Source organism: Streptomyces sp. NPDC059743 (assembly GCF_042732975.1).
Classification (GTDB): Bacteria; Actinomycetota; Actinomycetes; order Streptomycetales; family Streptomycetaceae; genus Streptomyces.
This window is the reverse complement of record NZ_JBHWGS010000002.1, coordinates 372,019-391,972: the sequence shown is the minus strand read 5'-3', so window position 1 is coordinate 391,972 and position 19,954 is coordinate 372,019. Positions and strand designations below refer to the sequence as shown.

20 protein-coding genes and 1 pseudogene are annotated in these 19,954 nt (G+C 69.2%); 7 read left to right on the top strand and 14 right to left on the bottom strand.

Going from position 1 to position 19,954, the window contains the following annotated elements; all coding sequences use genetic code 11:
• Positions 1 to 19: 19 nt before the first annotated feature.
• The 6 genes and pseudogenes from ACFV6H_RS04940 to ACFV6H_RS04915 all read right to left on the bottom strand — a co-directional run bounded on the left by ACFV6H_RS04940 (position 20) and on the right by ACFV6H_RS04915 (position 7,845).
• Entirely contained in the window at positions 20 to 1,963 is a 1,944-nt protein-coding gene (locus ACFV6H_RS04940) for a PQQ-binding-like beta-propeller repeat protein (RefSeq protein ID WP_385538680.1), read from the bottom strand.
• A 99-nt stretch (positions 1,964 to 2,062) separates the two neighbouring features.
• On the bottom strand, positions 2,063 to 3,958 hold the full coding sequence (locus tag ACFV6H_RS04935) for a PQQ-binding-like beta-propeller repeat protein (RefSeq protein ID WP_385538678.1): 1,896 nt from the start codon (positions 3,956 to 3,958) through the stop codon (positions 2,063 to 2,065).
• A gap of 236 nt (positions 3,959 to 4,194) precedes the next feature.
• Positions 4,195 to 6,063, bottom strand: coding sequence for an ABC-F family ATP-binding cassette domain-containing protein (locus tag ACFV6H_RS04930; RefSeq protein WP_385538676.1), 1,869 nt, complete (start codon positions 6,061 to 6,063; stop codon positions 4,195 to 4,197).
• 145 nt (positions 6,064 to 6,208) lie between these two features.
• Positions 6,209 to 7,063, bottom strand: a complete 855-nt coding sequence (locus ACFV6H_RS04925) for a helix-turn-helix domain-containing protein (RefSeq protein ID WP_385538674.1) — start codon at positions 7,061 to 7,063, stop codon at positions 6,209 to 6,211.
• 24 nt (positions 7,064 to 7,087) lie between these two features.
• On the bottom strand, positions 7,088 to 7,615 hold the full coding sequence (locus tag ACFV6H_RS04920; protein ID WP_385538672.1) for a DUF6879 family protein: 528 nt from the start codon (positions 7,613 to 7,615) through the stop codon (positions 7,088 to 7,090).
• Positions 7,587 to 7,845: pseudogene (locus ACFV6H_RS04915) on the bottom strand (hypothetical protein). Before ACFV6H_RS04915 ends, ACFV6H_RS04920 begins: the two are co-directional and overlap by 29 nt.
• A gap of 455 nt (positions 7,846 to 8,300) precedes the next feature.
• Between ACFV6H_RS04915 and ACFV6H_RS04910 the strand changes: the two are divergent.
• The 3 genes from ACFV6H_RS04910 (at position 8,301) to ACFV6H_RS04900 (ending at position 9,656) form a co-directional block, all read left to right on the top strand.
• On the top strand, positions 8,301 to 8,432 hold the full coding sequence (locus ACFV6H_RS04910) for a hypothetical protein (protein WP_384977243.1): 132 nt from the start codon (positions 8,301 to 8,303) through the stop codon (positions 8,430 to 8,432).
• A gap of 71 nt (positions 8,433 to 8,503) precedes the next feature.
• Positions 8,504 to 8,977, top strand: coding sequence for a hypothetical protein (locus ACFV6H_RS04905; protein WP_384977241.1), 474 nt, complete (start codon positions 8,504 to 8,506; stop codon positions 8,975 to 8,977).
• Positions 8,978 to 9,368: 391 nt separating this feature from the next.
• Positions 9,369 to 9,656 carry a hypothetical protein gene (locus tag ACFV6H_RS04900; protein ID WP_385538669.1) on the top strand — a complete coding sequence of 96 codons (288 nt, stop codon included), beginning with the start codon at positions 9,369 to 9,371 and terminating at the stop codon, positions 9,654 to 9,656.
• Positions 9,657 to 9,762: 106 nt separating this feature from the next.
• Here the strand turns inward: ACFV6H_RS04900 and ACFV6H_RS04895 are convergent, their stop codons facing one another.
• Both ACFV6H_RS04895 and ACFV6H_RS04890 read right to left on the bottom strand, forming a co-directional pair.
• The gene (locus ACFV6H_RS04895) at positions 9,763 to 10,098 is read right to left on the bottom strand and encodes a hypothetical protein (protein ID WP_385538667.1); all 336 of its coding nucleotides are present in this window, start codon (positions 10,096 to 10,098) and stop codon (positions 9,763 to 9,765) included.
• A 40-nt stretch (positions 10,099 to 10,138) separates the two neighbouring features.
• Positions 10,139 to 10,555: an ATP-binding protein gene (locus ACFV6H_RS04890; RefSeq protein ID WP_385538665.1), complete on the bottom strand. Its 417-nt coding sequence runs from the start codon at positions 10,553 to 10,555 to the stop codon at positions 10,139 to 10,141.
• Between the two features lie 116 nt (positions 10,556 to 10,671).
• Here ACFV6H_RS04890 and ACFV6H_RS04885 point away from each other — a divergent pair, with 116 nt between their 5' ends.
• The 3 genes from ACFV6H_RS04885 to ACFV6H_RS04875 are packed head-to-tail and all read left to right on the top strand — an operon-like array spanning position 10,672 to position 12,010.
• Complete coding sequence (locus ACFV6H_RS04885; protein WP_384977233.1) at positions 10,672 to 11,625, top strand: helix-turn-helix domain-containing protein; 954 nt, start codon at positions 10,672 to 10,674, stop codon at positions 11,623 to 11,625.
• Positions 11,622 to 11,816, top strand: a complete 195-nt coding sequence (locus ACFV6H_RS04880) for a DUF397 domain-containing protein (protein ID WP_385538662.1) — start codon at positions 11,622 to 11,624, stop codon at positions 11,814 to 11,816. Before ACFV6H_RS04885 ends, ACFV6H_RS04880 begins: the two co-directional genes overlap by 4 nt.
• Positions 11,774 to 12,010, top strand: a complete 237-nt coding sequence (locus ACFV6H_RS04875; RefSeq protein WP_385538661.1) for a DUF397 domain-containing protein — start codon at positions 11,774 to 11,776, stop codon at positions 12,008 to 12,010. The genes ACFV6H_RS04880 and ACFV6H_RS04875 overlap by 43 nt, the downstream gene beginning before the upstream one ends.
• A gap of 48 nt (positions 12,011 to 12,058) precedes the next feature.
• Here ACFV6H_RS04875 and ACFV6H_RS04870 read toward each other — a convergent pair whose 3' ends face one another.
• From ACFV6H_RS04870 to rsmI, 6 genes are all read right to left on the bottom strand, one after another.
• A complete protein-coding gene (locus ACFV6H_RS04870; RefSeq protein ID WP_385538659.1) occupies positions 12,059 to 13,009 on the bottom strand; it encodes a 4-(cytidine 5'-diphospho)-2-C-methyl-D-erythritol kinase in 951 nt (316 codons plus the stop codon).
• Entirely contained in the window at positions 13,006 to 13,911 is a 906-nt protein-coding gene (gene rsmA, locus ACFV6H_RS04865; protein ID WP_385538972.1) for a 16S rRNA (adenine(1518)-N(6)/adenine(1519)-N(6))-dimethyltransferase RsmA, read from the bottom strand. Before rsmA ends, ACFV6H_RS04870 begins: the two co-directional genes overlap by 4 nt.
• A 47-nt stretch (positions 13,912 to 13,958) precedes the next feature.
• Positions 13,959 to 15,239 (bottom strand): ubiquitin-like domain-containing protein, encoded by a 1,281-nt coding sequence (locus ACFV6H_RS04860; protein WP_385538657.1) that lies wholly within the window; start codon positions 15,237 to 15,239, stop codon positions 13,959 to 13,961.
• Positions 15,240 to 15,388: 149 nt separating this feature from the next.
• Positions 15,389 to 16,258 carry a TatD family hydrolase gene (locus ACFV6H_RS04855; protein ID WP_385538654.1) on the bottom strand — a complete coding sequence of 290 codons (870 nt, stop codon included), beginning with the start codon at positions 16,256 to 16,258 and terminating at the stop codon, positions 15,389 to 15,391.
• 137 nt (positions 16,259 to 16,395) lie between these two features.
• On the bottom strand, positions 16,396 to 16,875 hold the full coding sequence (locus tag ACFV6H_RS04850; RefSeq protein ID WP_385538652.1) for a hypothetical protein: 480 nt from the start codon (positions 16,873 to 16,875) through the stop codon (positions 16,396 to 16,398).
• A gap of 226 nt (positions 16,876 to 17,101) precedes the next feature.
• Positions 17,102 to 18,007, bottom strand: coding sequence for a 16S rRNA (cytidine(1402)-2'-O)-methyltransferase (rsmI, locus tag ACFV6H_RS04845; RefSeq protein WP_385538970.1), 906 nt, complete (start codon positions 18,005 to 18,007; stop codon positions 17,102 to 17,104).
• 172 nt (positions 18,008 to 18,179) lie between these two features.
• Between rsmI and ACFV6H_RS04840 the strand changes: the two genes are divergently transcribed.
• Entirely contained in the window at positions 18,180 to 19,901 is a 1,722-nt protein-coding gene (locus ACFV6H_RS04840; protein WP_385538650.1) for a dolichyl-phosphate-mannose--protein mannosyltransferase, read from the top strand.
• Positions 19,902 to 19,954: the final 53 nt, after the last annotated feature.

The window sequence follows — 19,954 nt, the reverse complement described above, 5'->3', positions numbered from 1 at the left end:
CGCACCGCCACCCACCGCGCTACTTCGTGGTGAACGACACCGCGAGATACGACGTGTCGTCCAGCGACGAGTTCGACGGCTTGCTCAGCATGGTCTCGGAGAGGAACATCCGGCCGTCCCCGTAGAGGATCTCGGCGTAGTCCGCGGAGAAGCTGGTCTCCGCGTCCCTGACCGCCTTGTCGGTCGGATTCTCCATCAGCACCGTCTCCTTGAACGTGCCGCCGTCGATGGAGATGATCTGGCCACCCTTGTCGTACGGCGGCACCTTGTACGCGATGATGTTGCCGCCGTCCATGCGCAGCGGGAACATCGTGTAGCGGTCGCCCGCGTCGGCGCGGTCCGAGGTGCCCTTGCCGGTGGTGAGGTCGAAGGAGACGATCTCGTTCGTGTCGCCGTACTCGCCGCCGCCCTCGTGTCCCTCGGTCGGCAGATAGAGCCTGCCGTTGCCCACCACGAGCTTCTGGCAGGACTCGACCTCCGTCGAACCGCACCGCGCCGCGTATCTGTCGGCGTCGGCCGGGATCTTGGCGAGCAGCTTGCCGGTCTTCTCGTCGATCGAGAAGAAGTCCGAGATACCGCTGCCGTCGCCCGCCGTGTCACCGACGTCGGCGGCCACCACCAGAGGCTTGCTGGAGACGATGCTCGCGTAGGCGACACCGACCGGCATCTTGAAGGAGGAGAGCGGAGCGCCGGTGACCGGATTCAGAGTGTCGATGGAGATCTGCGGATCGTCGTACGAACCACACTTACGGGCGGCGACCAGACCGGCGCCGCCGCCGTATCCCATGTCGTAGCAACCGTCGGCGCTGACCTCGGGCTTCCAGCGGACCGCGCCATTGGTGAGGTCGAAGGCCGCGCCGCCGTCCGTGCCGCCGGCCGCGACCGTCGTACCGCTGAGCGTGATCTCGTCGAACCGGACCTTCTCGTCACCGGCGTTGGAGCCCGTGACCGACTTGGTCCAGAGGAGCTCTCCGGCCTCCAGGTCGATCGCGCCGACCTCGGTGCACTTCCGGTACTTCTCGGCGGCGGTGCGCTTGGCGGGCTCGAAGGCGATCGCGGTCTTGTTGTCCTCGGTGACATGCTTCGTCGCCGCGCACACCTGGCCGGGCAGCGGGATCGTCCAGATCTGGTTGCCCTTGTCGAGGTCGAATCCGACGATCTCGTTGATGCCCGTCTTCACATAGGCGGTGTCGGTGATCCAGGAGCCGCTGACGCCGGTGACATCGGTGACCTTGGGCGTCGGGAGCTGGAATCCGGACTTGGACCTGACGTTGGCGGGCACCTTCTCCGTGCCACCGCCGCCGATGGCCTCGTCGCCGGCCTTGCCGTCCTTGCCGCCCGTGGCGCCCTCGGTGGCGCCGGACGAGGTGCCCTTGGACTCGTTCTCCTTGCCGTCACCGCCGGACGAGGCGAACCAGATGCCACCGCCGATGATCAGCACCACGGCGACGGCCGCGGCGATGATGATCTGCGTCTGGGTGGACAGCTTCTTGTTCCTGCCGCCGCTGCCAGCGCTGCCGCCTGCTTGCGGGGGCTGTTGGTACGGGCCCTGCGGGCCCATGGGCTGTGTCGGATAGCCGTACGAGGGCTGACCGGGCTGGCCCGGCTGGGCGGGATAGCCGTAACCGGGCGGCGCGGGATAGCCGTAGCCCGGCGGAGTGCCGGGTGCTCCTGGAGCGCCCTGCGGCGACTGCGGCTGGAGCTGGGGCTGCTGGTGCGGATAACCGTACGGAACGTTCTGCGCGGGCGGCGTCGGAGCACCGTACCCGTAGCCGCCGGACCCGTAGCCGCCGGGCGGCGGTTCCTGCGGAGCGCCGAAGCCACCGGCCGGAGGCTCCTGCGGGGCTCCGAACTCTCCCTGCGGCGGCTCGTCGGGCGGCTGCTGGGAGGGCTGAGACGGCTGAGGCTGGACCGGCTGTTGGGGCGACTGCGGCTGCTGAGGCGGCTGGGGCGGCTGCGTCATGGCGTACGTACCTCGTCGGAAGGGCTCGGGGGCGGGAAGTCGGTGGCGTACGGAGTGGCTGGACGCGTAAGTCCCAGATCCCAGCGGGTCCGGTCGGCGTCACTCACCGAACGCCATCATGGTCGACGTCTTCATTTCCTCTTCGTCGTTGCTCGCGCTGACCCGGCCGCTGGTCACAAAGAACCGGCCGTCCACATAGTCCAGTTCCGCCGAGTAGAAGGAGCTCTCGATCCGGGCCGTCGACGCCGGATGCTGCTGGAGCACCGTGGGTGCGCCGCCGCTCGCCGCGACCGTCGCGACCGCGCCGCCCTTGTCGTACGTCGGGTCCAGATACACCAGCACCTTGCCGCCCTCCATCCGCAGCGGCGTCATCTGCCGCCCGGCGGGCGCGTCGGCACGCCACTTGGCCTTGCCGGTGTCGAGGCTGAAGGCGACGACCTTGTTCGTGCGCTCGGTACCGCTCGTCTCGGCCTCGGTCGCCATGTAGAAGGTGCTCGCGTCGGCGGCCACTCCGACACAGCCCTCCAGATTGCTGCCGAAGACGACGAAGCCGCCGCCGCAGCGCGGCGCGAACTTGTCCTTGCCGCCCGCGAGTTGCGAGCGCAGGGTGCCGTTCGCGTTGAGCGCGAAGACGCTCCAGGACTTCTCGTCGTCGTTCTTGGCGGAGATGACCAGCGGGTCGATCGAGTAGACCTTGTCCACTTCCCAGTTCTTGGCGAGCTTGTAGGTCCATCGGACCGTACCGGTGGCCGGATCGAGCTCCTGGATCTGGTTCTGCGTGGTCTCGTAGTCGCCGGTCGGGCAGCTCTCGGCGGCGATCAGCTTGGCGCCGCCGGCGAACGCGTACGGCTGGCACTCGCCCGGCAGCTTGCCGAACAGGTCCTTGCCGTCGCTCATCCGGTAGGCGTTGGAGTTGCCGGTGCGTGCGGCGGTGACGGTGTTGCCGCTGATCGCCAGCGTGATGTCGGTCAGGATGTCGAACGTCCCGGACTCCTGGACCTCCTTCTTCCAGCCGCCCTTGCCGGTCTTCAGATCGACCATCTGGAGCTGGTTGCAGAGGCTCTTGTCGGTCGTGCCGTCCTTGATCCCGATGACGATCTTGCCGTCGGCCGTGGGCGCGACGGGCGAGGAGCACACCTCGGCGGGCAGCGGAAGCGTCCACTTCTTCTTGCCGTCGGCGGCGGAGTAGCCCACGATCTGCCGGTACATGGCTTTGACGACGGTGTCGCCGACGAACCAGGGACCGTATACGTCCGCGCCGTTGCGAGGCAGATCCACATCGTTGGTCTGGAGCCAGAGCACCTTGGACTCGCCGTCCTTGCGCCCGGCGTTGAGATCGTCCTGTTCCTCGCGGCCTCCGCCGGTGCCGTCGCCCTGGTCGACGCCGTCCGGCGCGCTCGGCTTGGCGTCCTCGCTCTTGCCGGCGGTGGGCTTGGTGTCACCGCCGTCGCCGCTGCCGAGGGCGAACCACGCGCCGCCGCCTATCAGCAGCAGCGCGACGGCGGCTGCGGTGACGATGCCGGGCGTGGACCTGAAGAAGTTCCTGCCGCCACTGGGTGGCGGGACGGGCGCTCCGGGGAACTGCTGAGGCGGGTAGCCGTAGCCGCCGTAGGGCCCGGGCTGCGGCTGATAGGGACCGGGCTGCCGGCCGTACGGTCCCGGCTGCTGACCGTACGGATTGGGCTGGCCGTATCCGCCGGGCTGCGGTGGGGAGTTGTACGGGCCGGGCTGCTGACCGTACGGTCCCGGACCGGGGTTGTACGGGCCTGGCCCTTGCGGATAGCCGTAACCGGGCGGCGGCGCGGAGGGCGGCACCTGCGGCGGCTGAGCGGGCGGCGACTGGGGCGGCTGCGCGGGCGGTTGAGGTTGTACGGGCGGTTGCGCGGGCGGTTGCGCGGGCGGTTGCGGGACTCCCTGCTGTGGAACTCCCTGCTGCGGGTCCTGCGGAGCGCCGAAGCCTCCCTGCGGCGGCTGCTGGCCGGGTGGCTGGCTCATCAGCGCTTTCCCCCTTTTACATCCATACGGTCCGCTACCCGGTCGGTCTCCCCCGCGATTCTGGTGGCCGGCCCCGTCGTACGGAGCGGTTCGGGTATGGATTCCGCATCGTCACACCGGTCGAGCGGGGCTTCTTTCTATCACTCGGACACTCGTACGGGACGGGCCGGTCCTGCCCCTGTTCCCAAGGGAGAACCGGCCCGTGATGCGCCCGTTACGCGCTCCGCACACCGTCTCTACGCGTCCTCCGCCAGCTCCAGCCACCGCATTTCCAACTCATCACGTTCACCGCCGAGTTCACGCAGTTCGGCATCGAGTTTCGCCACCTTCTCGAAGTCCGTGGCGTTGTCGGCGATCTGCTGATGGAGTGTGGTCTCCCGGCCGGCGATCTTGTCGAGCTGACGCTCGATCTTCTGGAGCTCCTTCTTCGCCGCGCGGCCGTCCTTCGCCGACACGGCCGCCGCGGGCCGCTCCTCGGCGGCGGTAGCGGTGGATGAGGCGGTGGTCGCGGCCGTGGGAGCGGCGCTCGCCGCGGACTTCGGAGCCGCGGGCTTCGACGCCGTCGACTCGACCAGCCTGCGCCGCCGTTCCAGATACTCGTCGATCCCGCGCGGCAGCATCCGCAGCGCCGCGTCGCCGAGCAGCGCCATCACCTTGTCCGTGGTGCGCTCGATGAAGAACCGGTCGTGCGAGATGACCACCATCGATCCGGGCCAGCCGTCGAGCAGATCCTCCAGCTGGTTGAGCGTCTCGATGTCGAGATCGTTGGTGGGCTCGTCAAGGAAGAGGACGTTCGGCTCGTCCATCAGCAGCCGCAGCAGCTGGAGCCTGCGCCGCTCACCGCCGGAGAGATCGCCGACCGGTGTCCACTGCTTCTCCTTGGTGAAGCCGAACTGCTCGCAGAGCTGGCCCGCGGTCATCTCCCGGCCCTTGCCGAGATCGACCCGGTCCCGTACCCGCTGGACCGCCTCCAGCACCCGCAGCGCCGGATCGAGCTCGGTGACCTCCTGGGAGAGATACGCGAGCCTGACGGTCCTGCCGACCACGATCTTCCCGCCGACGGGCTGGACATCGCCCTGGCTGCGGGCGGCCTCGGCGAGCGCGCGCAGCAGCGAGGTCTTGCCCGCGCCGTTCACGCCGACCAGCCCGATCCGGTCGCCGGGACCGAGCTGCCAGGTGAGATGGTCGAGCAGCACCTTCGGGCCCGCCTGGACCGTCACGTCCTCCAGGTCGAAGACCGTCCTGCCGAGCCGCGCGTTGGCGAACTTCATCAGCTCCGAGGTGTCCCGTGGCGGCGGTACGTCCGCGATCAGCTCGTTGGCCGCCTCGACGCGGAAGCGGGGCTTGGACGTACGGGCGGGAGCGCCGCGCCGCAGCCACGCCAGCTCCTTGCGGACCAGGTTCTGCCGCTTGACCTCCTCCGTCGCCGCGATGCGCTCGCGCTCGGCGCGGGCGAAGACATAGTCGGAGTAGCCGCCCTCGTACTCGTGCACCGCGCCGCGCTGGACGTCCCACATCCGCGTACAGACCTGGTCCAGGAACCACCGGTCGTGCGTGACACAGACGAGCGCGGAGCGCCGGGTCCGCAGATGCTGGGCCAGCCAGGCGATGCCCTCGACGTCGAGATGGTTGGTGGGCTCGTCCAGCACGATCAGATCCGGCTCGCCGATGAGCAGCTTGGCGAGCGCGATCCGGCGCCGCTCGCCACCGGAGAGCGGCGCGATGACGGTGTCGAGGCCCTGCGGGAAGCCGGGCAGATCGAGCCCGCCGAAGAGCCCGGTGAGCACATCGCGGATCTTCGCGTTGCCGGCCCACTCGTGGTCGGCAAGATCACCGATCACCTCGTGCCGGACCGTGGCCTCGGGATCGAGCGAATCATGCTGGGTGAGCACTCCGAGCCGCAGCCCGCCACTGTGCGTGACACGGCCGGTGTCGGTCTCCTCCAGCCGGCTCAGCACCCTGATCAGGGTCGTCTTACCGTCGCCGTTGCGTCCCACGACGCCGATCCGGTCTCCCTCGGAGACGCCGAGAGAGACACCGTCGAGCAGCGCACGGGTGCCGTACACCTTGGTGACTGCCTCGACATTGACCAGATTGACGGCCATTTTTCTCCTGTACAGGGGGGATCGATCGCCGTCCCAGCGTAGTCGCCACCACGGACACCCCGACGGGCCGTCCGCCGACCGGGCAGGAACGACCCTGCGAGCGGTACGCGGCGGCCCGGCCGGGCCGCCGTCAGGCAGCCGCCCGTCAGCCGAGCGCGTCGATGGCCTTGACGATCAGCGCGCGGGCGTCGCCGCCGTACACGGCCATGCCTTGCAGCTCCTCGAAGGCCTTCAGATACAGGGCAACCTCGCTGGGCTGCGTGATGCGTAGCTGCGCCGACGTCAACTCGACCGACACGAGCGAGTCGTCATACACGTGGAACGTCTCGTGCGGCCACATCCCGCGCTCACGCAGCGCCATCGGAATGATTCCCAGTGAAACGGCCGGCAGGGCTCCTGCGGTCAGCAGATGGCCGAGCTGAGCGGCCATGGCCTGCGCGTCCCCCAGCCGGTAGTACAGCACTGCCTCTTCGACAAGGAAGACGAACCGGTGCCCGGGTTCATGGATGACGCGGGAGCGCTCGACCCGGGCCACTGCCGCCTCCGGCCCGTCGTTCGTAGGGATCTCCCGGAAATCCGCGATGGCACTCAGCAGCGCCGCCGCGTATCCCTCGGTCTGAAGCAGGCCGGGCACCATGGTGGACGAGTACACCCGGAACAGCTCGGTCTCGTGGAAGAACTGCACCAAGCTCTCCTGCAACCGCTTGAGCCCGCCGCGCACCTGAAGACGCCACTCCCGGTACATCGACTCCGCGCTGAGCGACTGCGCGATGAGATCGCCCGCCTGGTCGTCGGCGCCGCACGCCCGGCACCACAGACGTATGTCCTTGGCGGAGGGCGCGGTGCGGGCGTTCTCGATGCGAGATGTCTTCGCGTGATGCCAGCCGCACCGGTCGGCCAGCTCGGTGACGGTCAGCCCAGCCCTCTTCCGCAGATCACCGAGCCGCCGCGCGACCGTTTCACGGGCAGCCTGGGCGGACGACGACGGAGAGCTGGGCATGTGCGGATTTACCGGTGCTTCCTGTCAGTGGATCTCGTACTGATCGTGCGGGACGCCTCGCGCCCAGACCGCCTCGAACGCCTCGGTACACAGCTTCGCGGCGGCCGGGTCGTCCGAGATCTCCCCACCCATGGAGGAGCCGTCACCCGCGAAGTGATTCCAGCGGATCCAGCGGTCATCGAAGAGCCAGAAATCATTGCCGGGCAGAGCGATGTCCGAGGCCTGACGACGAGGCAGCCACCGGACCTGTTCACCGGCGGCCACGTTGGTGAACGTACCGGAATGCTCGTAGCGAATGTAGTCGCTGACAGGCTCCGACACGATCCGGGCCCGACGCACAACAACGCCGCGCGCCACGGTCCCGGAGATGAGGTCGAGCCAGGGCCGCCACCAGGACGCCTTGTCAGCCGGATCGAGACGAACGCCCGCACGCCAGTCCGCGAACGGTCCCTTCTCGTAGTCCACCGCGTAGGAGTCACGCATCTCCAGATGCACGGCGGAGCGTGTGCAGCCGGCAATCAGCTCATCGAACGTCGGGACGCTCAACCGCATCGCACGCCTCCCTGATCATGTGCACCATCCTGGCGGGAATTCGAATCACTGCCCCCGTCCGGAATCCCTTTCCCATGCCCGGGGACCTCGGTCGCCGCACACTCCGCTTCGAGGTCCGCGCTGGGCTTCCATCCCTGCAAGACGAGTTCTTGTGCGTCGCGGTCGACCCACACAGTGGGACTCTCGTCGTCGCCGGTCTCGGGATCGATTCCAATGAACAGTAATGACATGGCCACCTCCGGTCACGGTTTGTGCATCTGTGTGCACCACAGTCAGCCATCGCGACCGTGACGTCAAGGGCATGAGCCAGCCACTACACGGAAGTGGGATAGCCATGCACACATCTGCACATCGATAGTGGCGCGCGCCCGGAGCCCCCTAGCGTCGTGAAACCGAGGCACCTCACCCGGCAGGGGAAGACCTGTGATGACGATCAAGGTGTACCGCGCGACCGCGACGGGACAGAGAAAGACGGTGCGGCCCACGGTCACCGTGCCCACAGGCGATCCCGAGCGTCTTCCGGAGTCGCTCGAGTTCCCGCCCTGCGCCTGCCGCCGCTGCTTGCCCACAGCTCGCGCACGGCCCCACTGACCCTCACTGATCCCCGCTCCGACCGCCCATTCCCTGGCAGGACAGCGGTCGAAGCGGGTCCATGCACCGCCCATCGAGAAGAAGGGCACGGCACATGACCAGCATCCACCCACAGCGTCGAGCGGTTGTCCAGGGAGACGAGGACAACACCGACATCGAAGACGGAGACGGCGGCGGCTCCAATCCGCCGACCGGCTGCGGCGACAACGGCGGCTGCACCGCCTGAGCAAGAACGCGGGCCGCTCCGCTCGGAGTTGACCCGAGCGGGGCGTAACCGTCCGACAGGGAAAGAGGAACGTGGCAAGAACCTTGAGCGGCGAGAGCAGGGTGACCGTGCTGCCGCTGCTGCACACGTGGCCGGACCGGTACGACGTCATCGCGTACGCGACCACCGGGGACTTCGGGCAGACCGCAGTCATCGGCCGGCTGCCGGTGCCACAACTGCCGGACGTGGCGCTCATGGACATCGCCGCCCGGCATCAGCCCACGCGTGTGTACGGCTCCTCCGGCGGCAGCGCCTTCGCCGAAGCCTGCTGGCTGATCTGTGTCGGCTGGAGCGGACGCAGCGTACCCAAACCCCGCACCCTGGAGTTCCAAGCGGCGTCCTGGTCACTGGAGTTGGACCGGACCACGGAGCTGAAACAGCCGATGTACGGACACGACCGGCTGCACGTCGGCCGCTTCACCCTGAACGATCCCGCCCTCATGGAACAGGCCGAAAGCCTGCTCCATGAGGAAAGCACGCACGTACCCCGCGCCACGGTGGTCTGACTTCACCCCGCAGCAGTGGCCTGACGATCGTGGGCGGGGACCACACGCGGCGGTTCGGACGGGGCAGCCGGGGCGTCCAGCCCACCGCCGCCGATCTGTGTGGGCAGTGCGCCCGGGGGAAGCTCGCGATCGACCCCGACGGGGATGTGTGGCCCTGAGTCATTGGGCGGTTCCTCAGCATCGGGAACGTCCTGACGGCCACGCTGGCAAACATCTGGGCGGGCCCGGCTACCAGGCAGGCACGTGCCGAGATCGAGGCCGTTCACCGGCCGGAGCCCGCACGATCGTGCACACCACCGCAGTGTCTCCCTTGGTGCGGACCATGCTCACCGTGCGCACCCCAGGCGGCTACGATCGAGATTTCCGGACAGATCGGATCATAGGAGGCGGCATGTCGCGGACGGACGAGCAATGGCAGCGGACCGCAATGTACGTGCGCCACGCCTACAACAAGCTCAGCGTGCGTGATCTTCCGCTGTGCCTCCCGGGAGAACCACAGGAGTGCGGGCAGAGTGCGCAGCAGCATGTGCTGCTCTGGGCCGCTGATCTCAAGGCCGCGGCCCATCACCTGATCGAGGAGTCCGCACCGTCCCACGACGAAGCCGCCTACCACGCCGGCCCGCTGTACAAGGACAAGCTCTCGGTACTGCGCGCCAGTTCCGGACGGCAGTCGGCGTAACGCGGGACTGACGGCAGGAGCCCCGGTCGGCGGCCGGGGCTCATCCCGGTGGCCGAGGGCTCCGCATGCCTGCTGGCCTCCATGAGCGCCTCGGCCAGTTGGGGCGTTACGGGAGCAGGGTCCGGCCGGTCGCTCGGCAGGCGCGGCAGGGGATGAGTACGGCTCTGCCGTGGTGCAGGGCGCGGAGCAGTTGGTTGCCCTGGCAGGTTTCGCATACGGTGAATCGCCGCGCCAAGGGCCGGTGTTGGCCGTGGAGTTTGGCCAGGGCGACGAGTTGCCGCCTCTCCCAGGCGTTCGCAGGCCGTACGGAGTTTCGGCGCGCGGCCCACGTCAGTCCGGTGGGACGTGCCAAGCGGACCAGGTCCCCCGCGAAGCCCGTGACGCGTCCGGGCATCTCGTACGCGCGGTCGTAGACGGCCATCCCGAACGTCAGCCCGTCCACGCGCCCCGGCCTTCCGCCCGGCCCTGCCGGCCGCGACAGCTCATTCCGGCGCCACCGGAAATCGCGCCCACACACATTTGCCGTAATCCAGTTCCCTGCACCCCCAGTCGGCGGACAACGCCGCCACGAGGAGCAGACCGCGCCCACCCTCCTCATCCTCGGCACAACCCGACCGCAGGAGCGGACGCCTGTCCCGGTCGGGATCGACGACCTCCAACAGCAGTTCGTCGCCGTCGACTTGGACAGTGACTTCGATCCGGGCGAGGGTCACACGACAGTGGACGACGGCGTTGGCGACGAGTTCGCAGGCGGCCAACTCGACGTCCGGGACGAGGTGGTCGAACCCCCACTTCACCAGGGTCGCTCTGACCCACGCCCGTACGGCCGGCACATGTCTCTTGCGTTTCGGAACGCGGAAGGTGTCGCGGAGCGGCTCCGCCGTAAGGGCTGCGGGCATGACTTACCCCCAAGCTGACGCACGGTCGTTTTCACACCGTGTAGCGGGACGCCGACGGTGCGTCCCTGAGGCTAGAGCGAGATGAGCAACTTCCACAACCCGCATCTGATGCACGCGTGCATCATTACCTCTATCGTGTGACGCGGCCCCACGAAGCCTTCAGGCATGCAGACTTGGGGCGAGAAAGAGAGGAAGGCAACACGATGCCCGCAGGTGGTAAGCCGACTGTGCGCAGTAGACGTTTCGGCCACAGGATGCAGCGGCACAGGGTTGGTGCGGGATTCGACCAGTCGCAGGCGGCGGAGTTCATCCACGGATCGAGATCCAAGATCAGCCGCATGGAAGACGGCATCACCACGGCCAAGCCCGCCGAAGTTCTTCTGCTGCTGGACCGCTACGGCGTCACGGACGAGACCGAGCGCGGCCATCTGGTGTGGCTGGCGAAGAACTCCGGCCATCGAGGATGGTGGCTCAACTTCCCCGAGCTGTCGGAGGGTTACCGCAACCACATCTCCCTGGAGGACGACGCCACCTTCATCCGCGAGTGGCAGACAGTACTGATCCCGGGGCTTCTGCAAACGGCGGCGTACGCCGAGCAGGCCTCCGCAGTGGGGCCCAACCGCTTCCCGCCCGACGTGGTGGCCCAGTTCGTCAAGGTACGAGAGGAGCGGCAAGCCAAGATCGCGAGAGGCGGTACCGGCTACGCGGCGATCGTCTGGGAGCCGGTTGTGACCCTCCCGCTGGTTCCTGGCGCAGTGCACCAGGAGCAGTTGGAGCATCTCCTCAAGGTGGGCAAGCGGGGGAATGTCTCCCTTCAGGTACTCCCTGTGTCAGCAGGAGTGAAGGCAGGGATCACCTATCCGTTCTCCTCGTTCTCTTTCGACGGCCAGCCCACCGTGGAAGCAGTCGCCATTGACAATCTGCGGGGAGCCTCGGTCCTTGAGGCGGCTGACGATCTGACGGCTTACACCCATGCGTTCGACCAACTACGATCGGAAGCTCTGTCACCGGATGCGAGCGCCCGGCTCATCCGGCATGTCCTGCGGAGCAGCAAGGAAGAAGCGTCGTGACACGTGAAGTTGTGGGCCCTTACCGGACGTCCTCCTACTCAGGCCAGAACAACAACTGCGTCGAGGTGGCTCCTACCGCCGACGGAGGCCGTGCCGTACGGGACACCAAGGACCGGGCCCGGCCGTCCCTCCACTTCAGCCCGGCCGGGTGGCAGACCTTCCTGACGGCAACCAAGAAAGACCAGTCGTGACGCCCGAAGTTGTAGGTCCATACCGGACGTCGTCCTACTCAGGCCAGAACAACAACTGCGTCGAGGTGGCCCCCACCGCCGACGGAGGCCGCGCCGTACGGGACAGTAAGGACCGGGCCCGGCCGTCCCTGTACTTCAGGCCCGGGCCTTGGCGGATGTTCCTGGCTAGCGCCGCTGAACCGCGCCGTATGTGATGGAGGCCCTCCGGCAGCGCCGGAGGGCCTCCATCACATACCCAACGGTCATGGAGCCGTGTGCTCCAGGACCGTCGCGCCCGGAGCCGGGGCCGTGGCGATTCGGGTTGTGCGGCAGGTGCCTGAGGCACGTAGCGCCTGCGCGATGTGGGACGCCGACGCCGGGTCCTTGGCCAGGAACGCTGTCGTCGGGCCTGAGCCGGAGACCAGTGCGGCCAGGGCGCCGGCCTGCGTGCCTGCCGTCAGGGTGTCCGTCAGGGATGGGCGGAGGGCCAGGGCCGCGGGCTGGAGGTCGTTGGCCAGGGTGCTCGCGAGCGCGGCGGTGTCGCCCGTACGCAGGGCCTCCAGCAGCGCGGGATCGGCGAGCGGGAACGGTACGTCCGTGCCCTCGGTCAGCCGGTCGAACTCCCGGAACACCGTCGGCGTCGACAGTCCGCCGTCGGCGACCGCGAACACCCAGTGGAAGACACCGCCGACGCCGAGAGGCGTGAGCCGCTCGCCCCGGCCGGTGCCCAGCGCCGCGCCGCCGATCAGGCTGAACGGCACATCGCTGCCCAGTTCGGCGCAGATCGCCAGCAACTCGTCGCGCGAGGAGCCGAGCGACCAGAGCGTGTCACAGGCCAGCAGGGCGCCCGCGCCGTCCGCGCTGCCACCCGCCATCCCGCCCGCGACCGGGATGTCCTTGTCGATATGGATATGGACGCGCGGCTCGATGCCGTGCCGTTCCGCCAGCGCGAGAGCCGCCCGCGCCGCGAGGTTCGTGGTGTCCAGCGGGACCTGGTCCGCGTCCGGGCCCGAGCAGGTGACGCGCAGTTCGTCCGCGCGCGTCACGGTGATCTCGTCGTACAGGCCCACCGCCAGAAAGACATTCGCCAGGTCGTGGAAGCCGTCGGAACGGGCGGCGCCCACGGCCAGCTGCGCGTTGACCTTGGCCGGTACCCGTACGCGTACCGAGGTCGCCGTACGTCGGTACGTCTGTGTCTGTCCCTCGACGCTCACGCGCCCGCCCCCTTCGATTCCGCGATCCGCGCGAACTCTTCCACCGTCAGCGCCTCACCGCGCGCCTGCGGCGAGACTCCCGCCGCGACCAGGGCCGCCTCCGCCGCCGGAGCCGAGCCCGCCCATCCCGCGAGCGCCGCCCGCAGAGTCTTGCGGCGCTGCGCGAAGGCCGCGTCCACGACCGCGAAGACCTCCGCCCTGGAAGCCGTCGTCCTCACCGGCTCCGCCCTGCGCACCAGCGAGACCAGCCCGGAGTCCACATTGGGCGCGGGCCAGAAGACCGTACGGCCGATCGCGCCGGCCCGTCTGACCTCCGCGTACCAGTTGGCCTTCACCGACGGCACTCCGTACACCTTGTTCCCCGGCGCGGCGGCCAGCCGGTCGGCGACCTCGGCCTGGACCATCACCAGCGTCCGCTCGATGGTGGGGAAGCGTTCCAGCATGTGCAGCAGGACCGGTACGGCGACGTTGTACGGGAGGTTCGCGACCAGCGCGGTCGGCGCCGGACCCGGCAGCTCCGTCACGCGCAGCGCGTCCGAGTGCACCAGCGAGAAGTGCCCGGCGCGCGCGGGCATCCTGGCCTCGATCGTCGCGGGCAGGGCGGCGGCCAGGACATCGTCGATCTCCACGGCGATCACGCGGTCCGCCGCCTCCAGCAGCGCCAGCGTCAGCGAGCCGAGCCCGGGGCCGACCTCCACGACGATGTCGTCCGGGCGCACATCAGCGGTACGGACGATCCTGCGGACGGTGTTGGCGTCGATGACGAAGTTCTGCCCGCGCTGTTTCGTGGGACGTACGCCCAGGGCCGCGGCCAGCTCACGGATGTCCGCAGGCCCGAGAAGGGCGCCGGAGGTGCCGGAGGTGCCGGAGGTGCTGACGGCCGAGGCCTCTGCGTCGTCCAAGGCGTCTGGCGCGCGCGGGGCATGTCGGGCGTCGGGCTCAGTGGTGCTCACCCGGTCAGCCTACGGCCGCAGTACGGCCACGGACTCGCCCCCCGCTGCATGTACAGCTTCTTCGCGCGATACGTCTGCTCCTCCGGCGTGGCGTCCTGCGGGCGGCCTCGCCCGCCGACGGAGCGCCAGGTCGCGACGTCGAACTGGTAGAGCCCTCCGTACTTGCCCGACGGATCCACCGCGTTGGGCCGGCCGCTCGATTCACAGGCCGCGAGCCCCTTCCAGTTCAGATCGTCCACTCCGGCCATCGACGTCGGCAGCTCCTTCGTACCGACCCGGACCCGCTGCGTGACCGGCGCCCGCACCATCTCTTCGTGGAGTACGCGCGGCTCCTGCTGGACGCCGTCGATCGTACGCAGACCGTAGGTGACCCGGCGCAGTCCCGGCCGGCCCTGCTGGTCGATGACCTCCGTGCCCCGGAAGAGAGTGGCGTCCTCGGTGCGCACGGTGTCGTACGGGACGACCTCCTCGCGCACCTGCTCACGGGACGTGATGCGCTGCACGCCGATGGTCTGGCCGTCGCGCGGGAAGCTGTCGCGCGGTACGGACGTGGTGTCGTCCTCGTGCAGCGCGATGCCCGCCTCCGTGAGCGCCTCGTCCACGGTCGCCGCGTTGGTACGGACGGTCCGCTCACGGCCGTCGGCCACGAAGGTCACGGCTCGCTCGGTCCGTACGTCCAGCGCAAGCCCCCGGCGCGAGATCGCGGAGGAGCGCGAAACGGAGAGGGCCGCGCCCTCGGCGCGCACTCCTAGCCGGCGCAGTGCGCCGTCGACCGTACGGGCCGTCGTCCAGACCTGGCGCCGGTGTCCGTCGAGAGTGAGGAGTACGGGCCTGCCGTGACGTACGACGACCTGGTCGCCGCTGACGAGACCGGCGCCGGGCGCGGGAGCGACGATGTCGTGCGCGCCGACGGCCACTCCCTCGTCAGCCAACAGCTCCGCCACATCACCGGCGAAGGTGTGCATGGTGCGCGGTACGCCGTCGACGCTCAGCTCGACGGCCTTGTCGCCGGCGAGGAAGGCCGAGGTGCCGCCGGCGAGGAAGGCGACGACGAGGGCCCGGGGCAGCAGCCGGCGCAGCTCGGGCCAGTGCGACTCCTGGCTGGCGCCGCGGCGCCAGCCGCGGCTGATCTCGCCGATACGGCTGGTCTCGTCAATGCGGCTGGTCTCATCCGTGCTGCTGGTCTCGTCCGTGCAGCTGATCTCGTTCGTGCGGCTGATCTCGGTGTCACGGCGCGCGCCGCGTGCCGCGCGGTGACTGCCCTGCGTATTGCTCACGACGCTCCACAAGATCCGGTCCGGTGCGCTCCGCCCGCCACGAAGGCGGGGCGGGCCCGGACACTAGCGGAGTGACGGTTACTCTCCAAAGCGGCTCGACTACGCGGTGTCGCGAAGGCCGCGACACGTCAGCGGCGGGCCGTGGTACGTCAGTAGCCGAACGCGCGGGCCGTATTGCCCGCGATCGCCTCCGCCATGGCGTCCTCGCCGATCCCGCGCACCTCGGCCATCGCCCGCAAGGTGACCGGAATGAGATACGGCGCATTAGGCCGTCCGCGGTAGGGCGCAGGAGTGAGAAAGGGCGCGTCCGTCTCGACGAGAACAAGCTCCAGCGGCGCTATGGTGAGCGCGTCGCGCAACGGTTGAGCGTTTTTGAAAGTCACATTGCCGGCGAAGGACATGTAGTAACCAGCCGCCGCGCACACTTCGGCCATTTTCGCGTCGCCGGAATAGCAATGGAACACCGTACGTTCCGGAGCGCCTTCCTCCGTGAGGATACGCAGCACATCGGCATGCGCGTCCCGGTCATGGATGACCAGCGCCTTTCCATGGCGTTTGGCGATCTCGATGTGCGCGCGGAAGGAACGCTCCTGCGCGGCCACGCCCTCGGGCCCTGTCCGGAAATAGTCGAGCCCTGTCTCGCCGACGGCGCGCACCTGCGGCAGGGCGGCCAGCCGGTCGATCTCGGCCAGGGCGTCGTCCAGCGCCGTGTCGCCGCCGCCCTCGCGCGCGCCCTGCCGCGACCAGCCGTCGGCGTCGCCATGGACGATCCGTGGCGCCTCGTTGGGATGCAGGGCGACCGCCGCGTGGACGTTCTCGTACGCCGCGGCCGTCTCGGCGGCCCAGCGGGAGCCCTTGAGGTCGCACCCCACCTGGATCACCGTCGTCACACCGACGGAGGCGGCCTTGCGCAGGCCCTCCTCGACGGTGCCGTCCTGCATGTCCAGATGGGTGTGCGAATCCGTGACCGGTACCCGCAGGGGCTCGGGCAGCGGTGGCGGAGCTTGCTTCGAACTCATGGACGCGATCCTACGGAGGGCCGCGTCCGTGGCCTCACCCGCGTGCGCTCACGCACACAGTCGGCGGGTGGACCAGGTGGTACGGGTCTGGACCAGGTGGTACGGGTGGTACGGGTGGTACGGGTCGAACAGGTGGCTCACTTGCGGTGGTGGAACGGGTGCAGCAGGTCCGAGAGATGCCAGTGGTGATGCCCGGTCGCCTGCCCTGTCGTTGTGCTGCCCTGCGCGGCTCCGACGGGTATCTCCTCTGCGGATCCGGCGGGTATCTCCTCGGGCTCTGTTCCTCCTGCCGTGCCCGCCGTGCCCGCCGTCGCGGCGTCCGCCGTCGCGCCCCGCTTGCTCTTCGCCGGGTGGTACTGCTCCATCATCAGCGCCCGCACCGACGAGACCTGTCCCGAACGCATGATGCGTACGACATGCCCGCCGCAGTTGGTGCAGGACGGGCTGGACAACGGCGAAGGGACCCGTATCCCGTCCGCCTTGTAGACGACGTAATTCCGGCCCGAGCCGTCGACGTGATGCTCTATGTCGTATGCCTGCTCCCAGCCGTGCCCACAGCGCATACAGCAAAAGGCATATGCCTCGTGTGCGACGGCGGTGCCCGTGATCTCACTCATGCCAGCTCCTCTCCACTGACCCAGTGGACGCCTATGCCGGCGGGAGCGCATCAGCCCCTGTCGATTAATGGATTGGTCTTGGCCTTCTCATGCCCAAAAGGCCCGACTCGCGGTCTGCGCTTTACATTTCACGATAGTCCTTTGCTCCCCGACGGGGCGTGCGCCGGTTCTGGGACGAGGCGTACGCGCGCCCTTACGACGACAGCGTGCACGCCCTTACGCGCCTCTACGACGACGTACGCGACGGCGCCGACCCCGTACGCGCCCCGTTCTCCGCCTCGTTGTTCTTCGCCTCGTTCTTCGCCGCCACCACCGCGTCGAACACCTCGCGCTTGGGCACCCCGGCCTCGGCGGCCACGGCCGCGATCGCCTCCTTGCGCCGCTCGCCCGCCTCCTCCCTCACCCGTACCCGCCGCACCAGCTCCTCCGCGCCGACATCGCCGGGCCCCGGCGCCGGCGCGCCCTCCACGACCACGGTGATCTCGCCGCGTACGCCCTCGGCCGCCCAGGCCGCCAGCTCACCGAGACCGCCGCGCCTGACCTCCTCGTACGTCTTGGTCAGCTCACGGCAGACCGCCGCCCTGCGCCCGGCGCCGAAGACCTCGGCCATCGCGGCGAGCGTGTCGTCGAGCCGGTGCGGCGCCTCGAAGTAGACGAGCGTGCGCCGCTCGTCGGCAACCTCCCGCAGCCGGCTGAGCCGCTCGCCCGCCTTGCGCGGCAGGAAGCCCTCGAAGCAGAAACGGTCCACGGGCAGCCCGGAGAGCGCGAGCGCGGTCAGTACGGCGGAGGGCCCCGGTACGGCCGTGACCCGGATCTCATGCTCGACGGCCGCCGCCACCAGCCGGTAGCCGGGATCGGAGACGGACGGCATGCCCGCGTCGGTGACCAGCAGCACCCGGGCGCCGCCCGTCAGCGCCTCGACCAGCTCGGGCGTCCGCTGGGACTCGTTGCCCTCGAAGTACGAGACGACCCGGCCACGCGTCTGCACACCGAGCGCCTGGGTGAGCCTGCGCAGCCGACGGGTGTCCTCGGCGGCGATCACATCCGCGGTCGCCAGCTCGGCCGCGAGCCTCGGCGGCGCGTCCGTCACATCGCCGATGGGCGTTCCCGCGAGTACCAGCGTGCCGTTCATCCGCGCCTCGTCCGCCAGCCCGCCCGCGGTCCCGCCCACCATCCCATCCGCCGTCCCGCCCGCCGTTCCGTTCGCCATCCCGTCCGCCGTCCCGCCGTCCTCGCGCACCATCCCGCCATCCTCGCAGGGCGCGGAGCACCCCACGCACAGCGGCGTTCCCTACGATGGCGCGGTGACCAGTACTGCGCCTGAAGCCCTCCAGGGGCACGACGCCGGCGAAACGCCGCCCTCATGGCCTCAGCGGCTGCGCCGATTCGGCCATGTGCCGCGGCCGGTGACCGGGCTGCGCGAGCGGCTGGTGCCGCCGTACACCCGGCCCTCGGAGCGGCTCTGGGCCGTGCTCGCCGTGCCGCCGGCCTGGGCGGACCGGCTGGTCCGCTGGTCCGCCTGGGGCGGGCCGCTGCTGGTGGCGGCGGTGGCGGGAGTGCTGCGCTTCTGGAACCTGGGCAGCCCCAAGGCGGTGATATTCGACGAGACGTACTACGCGAAGGACGCCTGGGCGCTCGTCAACCAGGGCTACGAGGGAAGCTGGCCCAAGGACATCGACAAGCAGATCCTGGCCGATCCGTCGAAGGTGCCGCTGCCGACGGACCCGGGATATGTCGTCCATCCACCGGTGGGCAAGTGGGTCATCGGCCTCGGCGAGCAGCTCTTCGGGTTCACGCCCTTCGGCTGGCGCTTCATGGTGGCGGTGCTCGGCACGCTCTCGGTGCTGATGCTGTGCCGGATCGGGCGGCGGCTGTTCCGTTCCACGTTCCTCGGGTGTCTGGCGGGCGGACTGCTCGCCGTCGACGGTCTGCACTTCGTGATGAGCCGTACCGCGCTCCTCGATCTGGTGCTGATGTTCTTCGTCCTGGCCGCCTTCGGCTGTCTGGTGACCGACCGCGACTGGGCGCGGCGCCGGCTGGCAGCGGCGCTCCCGGTGGACGAGGAGGGCCTGCTGCGCCCGGACGTCGAGGTCGCAGAACGGCTGCGGCTGGGCTGGCGGCCGTGGCGTATCGCGGCCGGACTGATGCTGGGCCTGGCCTTCGCGACGAAGTGGAACGGGCTCTACATCCTGGCCGCCTTCGCGGTCATGGCCGTCCTGTGGGACGTGGGCGCCCGGCGCACGGCGGGCGCGGTACGGCCGTACGTAGCGGTGCTCCGCCGGGACATCGTGCCGGCGTTCGTCTCGACGGTGCCGGTCGCGATCGTCACGTACGTCGTCTCCTGGACCGGCTGGATCGTCACCGACAAGGGCTACTTCAGGAACTGGGCCACGACGCAGGGCAAGGGCGGCCACTTCACCTGGCTGCCGGACTGGCTGCGCAGCCTGTGGCACTACGAGAACGAGGTCTACCAGTTCCACATCAATCTGACCTCCGGCCACACCTACCAGTCGAACCCGTGGAGCTGGATCGTCCTGGGCCGCCCGGTCTCGTACTTCTACGAGGACCCGAAGGCCGGCACCGACGGCTGCCCGGCGGGCACACCGGGCAACTGTGCCCGTGAGGTACTGGCGATCGGCACGCCTCTGCTCTGGTGGGCGGGCGGCCTGGCGCTCTGCTACGTGCTGTGGCGCTGGTTCTTCCGCCGCGACTGGCGCGCGGGCGCGATCGCCTGCGCCGTCGCGGCGGGCTGGGTGCCCTGGCTCTTCTACCAGGAACGGACGATCTTCCTCTTCTACGCGGTCGTCTTCGTCCCGTACCTCTGCCTCGCGGTAACCATGCTGGCCGGCGCCCTCATCGGCCCCCCGGGCTCCGACGAACGCCGCAGAACGATCGGCGCGGTCGGCGCGGGCGTGCTGGTCCTGCTGATCATCTGGAACTTCATCTACTTCTGGCCGCTGTACACGGGCACCCCGATCCCGATCGACTCCTGGCGCTCGCGGATGTGGTTCGACACGTGGGTGTAGCTCGGTCGGAGCGCGGCCGGGGCGCGGGCGGAGGGTGGCTGGGAGGGGATCGT

Coding starts and splice junctions, on each gene's coding strand:
- ACFV6H_RS04940 (WP_385538680.1), bottom strand. CDS start 1,963: ATGACGCAGCCGCCCCAGCCGCCTCAGCAGCCGCAGTCGCCCCAACAG.
- ACFV6H_RS04935 (WP_385538678.1), bottom strand. CDS start 3,958: ATGAGCCAGCCACCCGGCCAGCAGCCGCCGCAGGGAGGCTTCGGCGCT.
- ACFV6H_RS04930 (WP_385538676.1), bottom strand. CDS start 6,063: ATGGCCGTCAATCTGGTCAATGTCGAGGCAGTCACCAAGGTGTACGGC.
- ACFV6H_RS04925 (WP_385538674.1), bottom strand. CDS start 7,063: ATGCCCAGCTCTCCGTCGTCGTCCGCCCAGGCTGCCCGTGAAACGGTC.
- ACFV6H_RS04920 (WP_385538672.1), bottom strand. CDS start 7,615: ATGCGGTTGAGCGTCCCGACGTTCGATGAGCTGATTGCCGGCTGCACA.
- ACFV6H_RS04910 (WP_384977243.1), top strand. CDS start 8,301: ATGACCAGCATCCACCCACAGCGTCGAGCGGTTGTCCAGGGAGACGAG.
- ACFV6H_RS04900 (WP_385538669.1), top strand. CDS start 9,369: ATGTCGCGGACGGACGAGCAATGGCAGCGGACCGCAATGTACGTGCGC.
- ACFV6H_RS04890 (WP_385538665.1), bottom strand. CDS start 10,555: ATGCCCGCAGCCCTTACGGCGGAGCCGCTCCGCGACACCTTCCGCGTT.
- ACFV6H_RS04855 (WP_385538654.1), bottom strand. CDS start 16,258: ATGAGTTCGAAGCAAGCTCCGCCACCGCTGCCCGAGCCCCTGCGGGTA.
- ACFV6H_RS04850 (WP_385538652.1), bottom strand. CDS start 16,875: ATGAGTGAGATCACGGGCACCGCCGTCGCACACGAGGCATATGCCTTT.
- rsmI (WP_385538970.1), bottom strand. CDS start 18,007: ATGAACGGCACGCTGGTACTCGCGGGAACGCCCATCGGCGATGTGACG.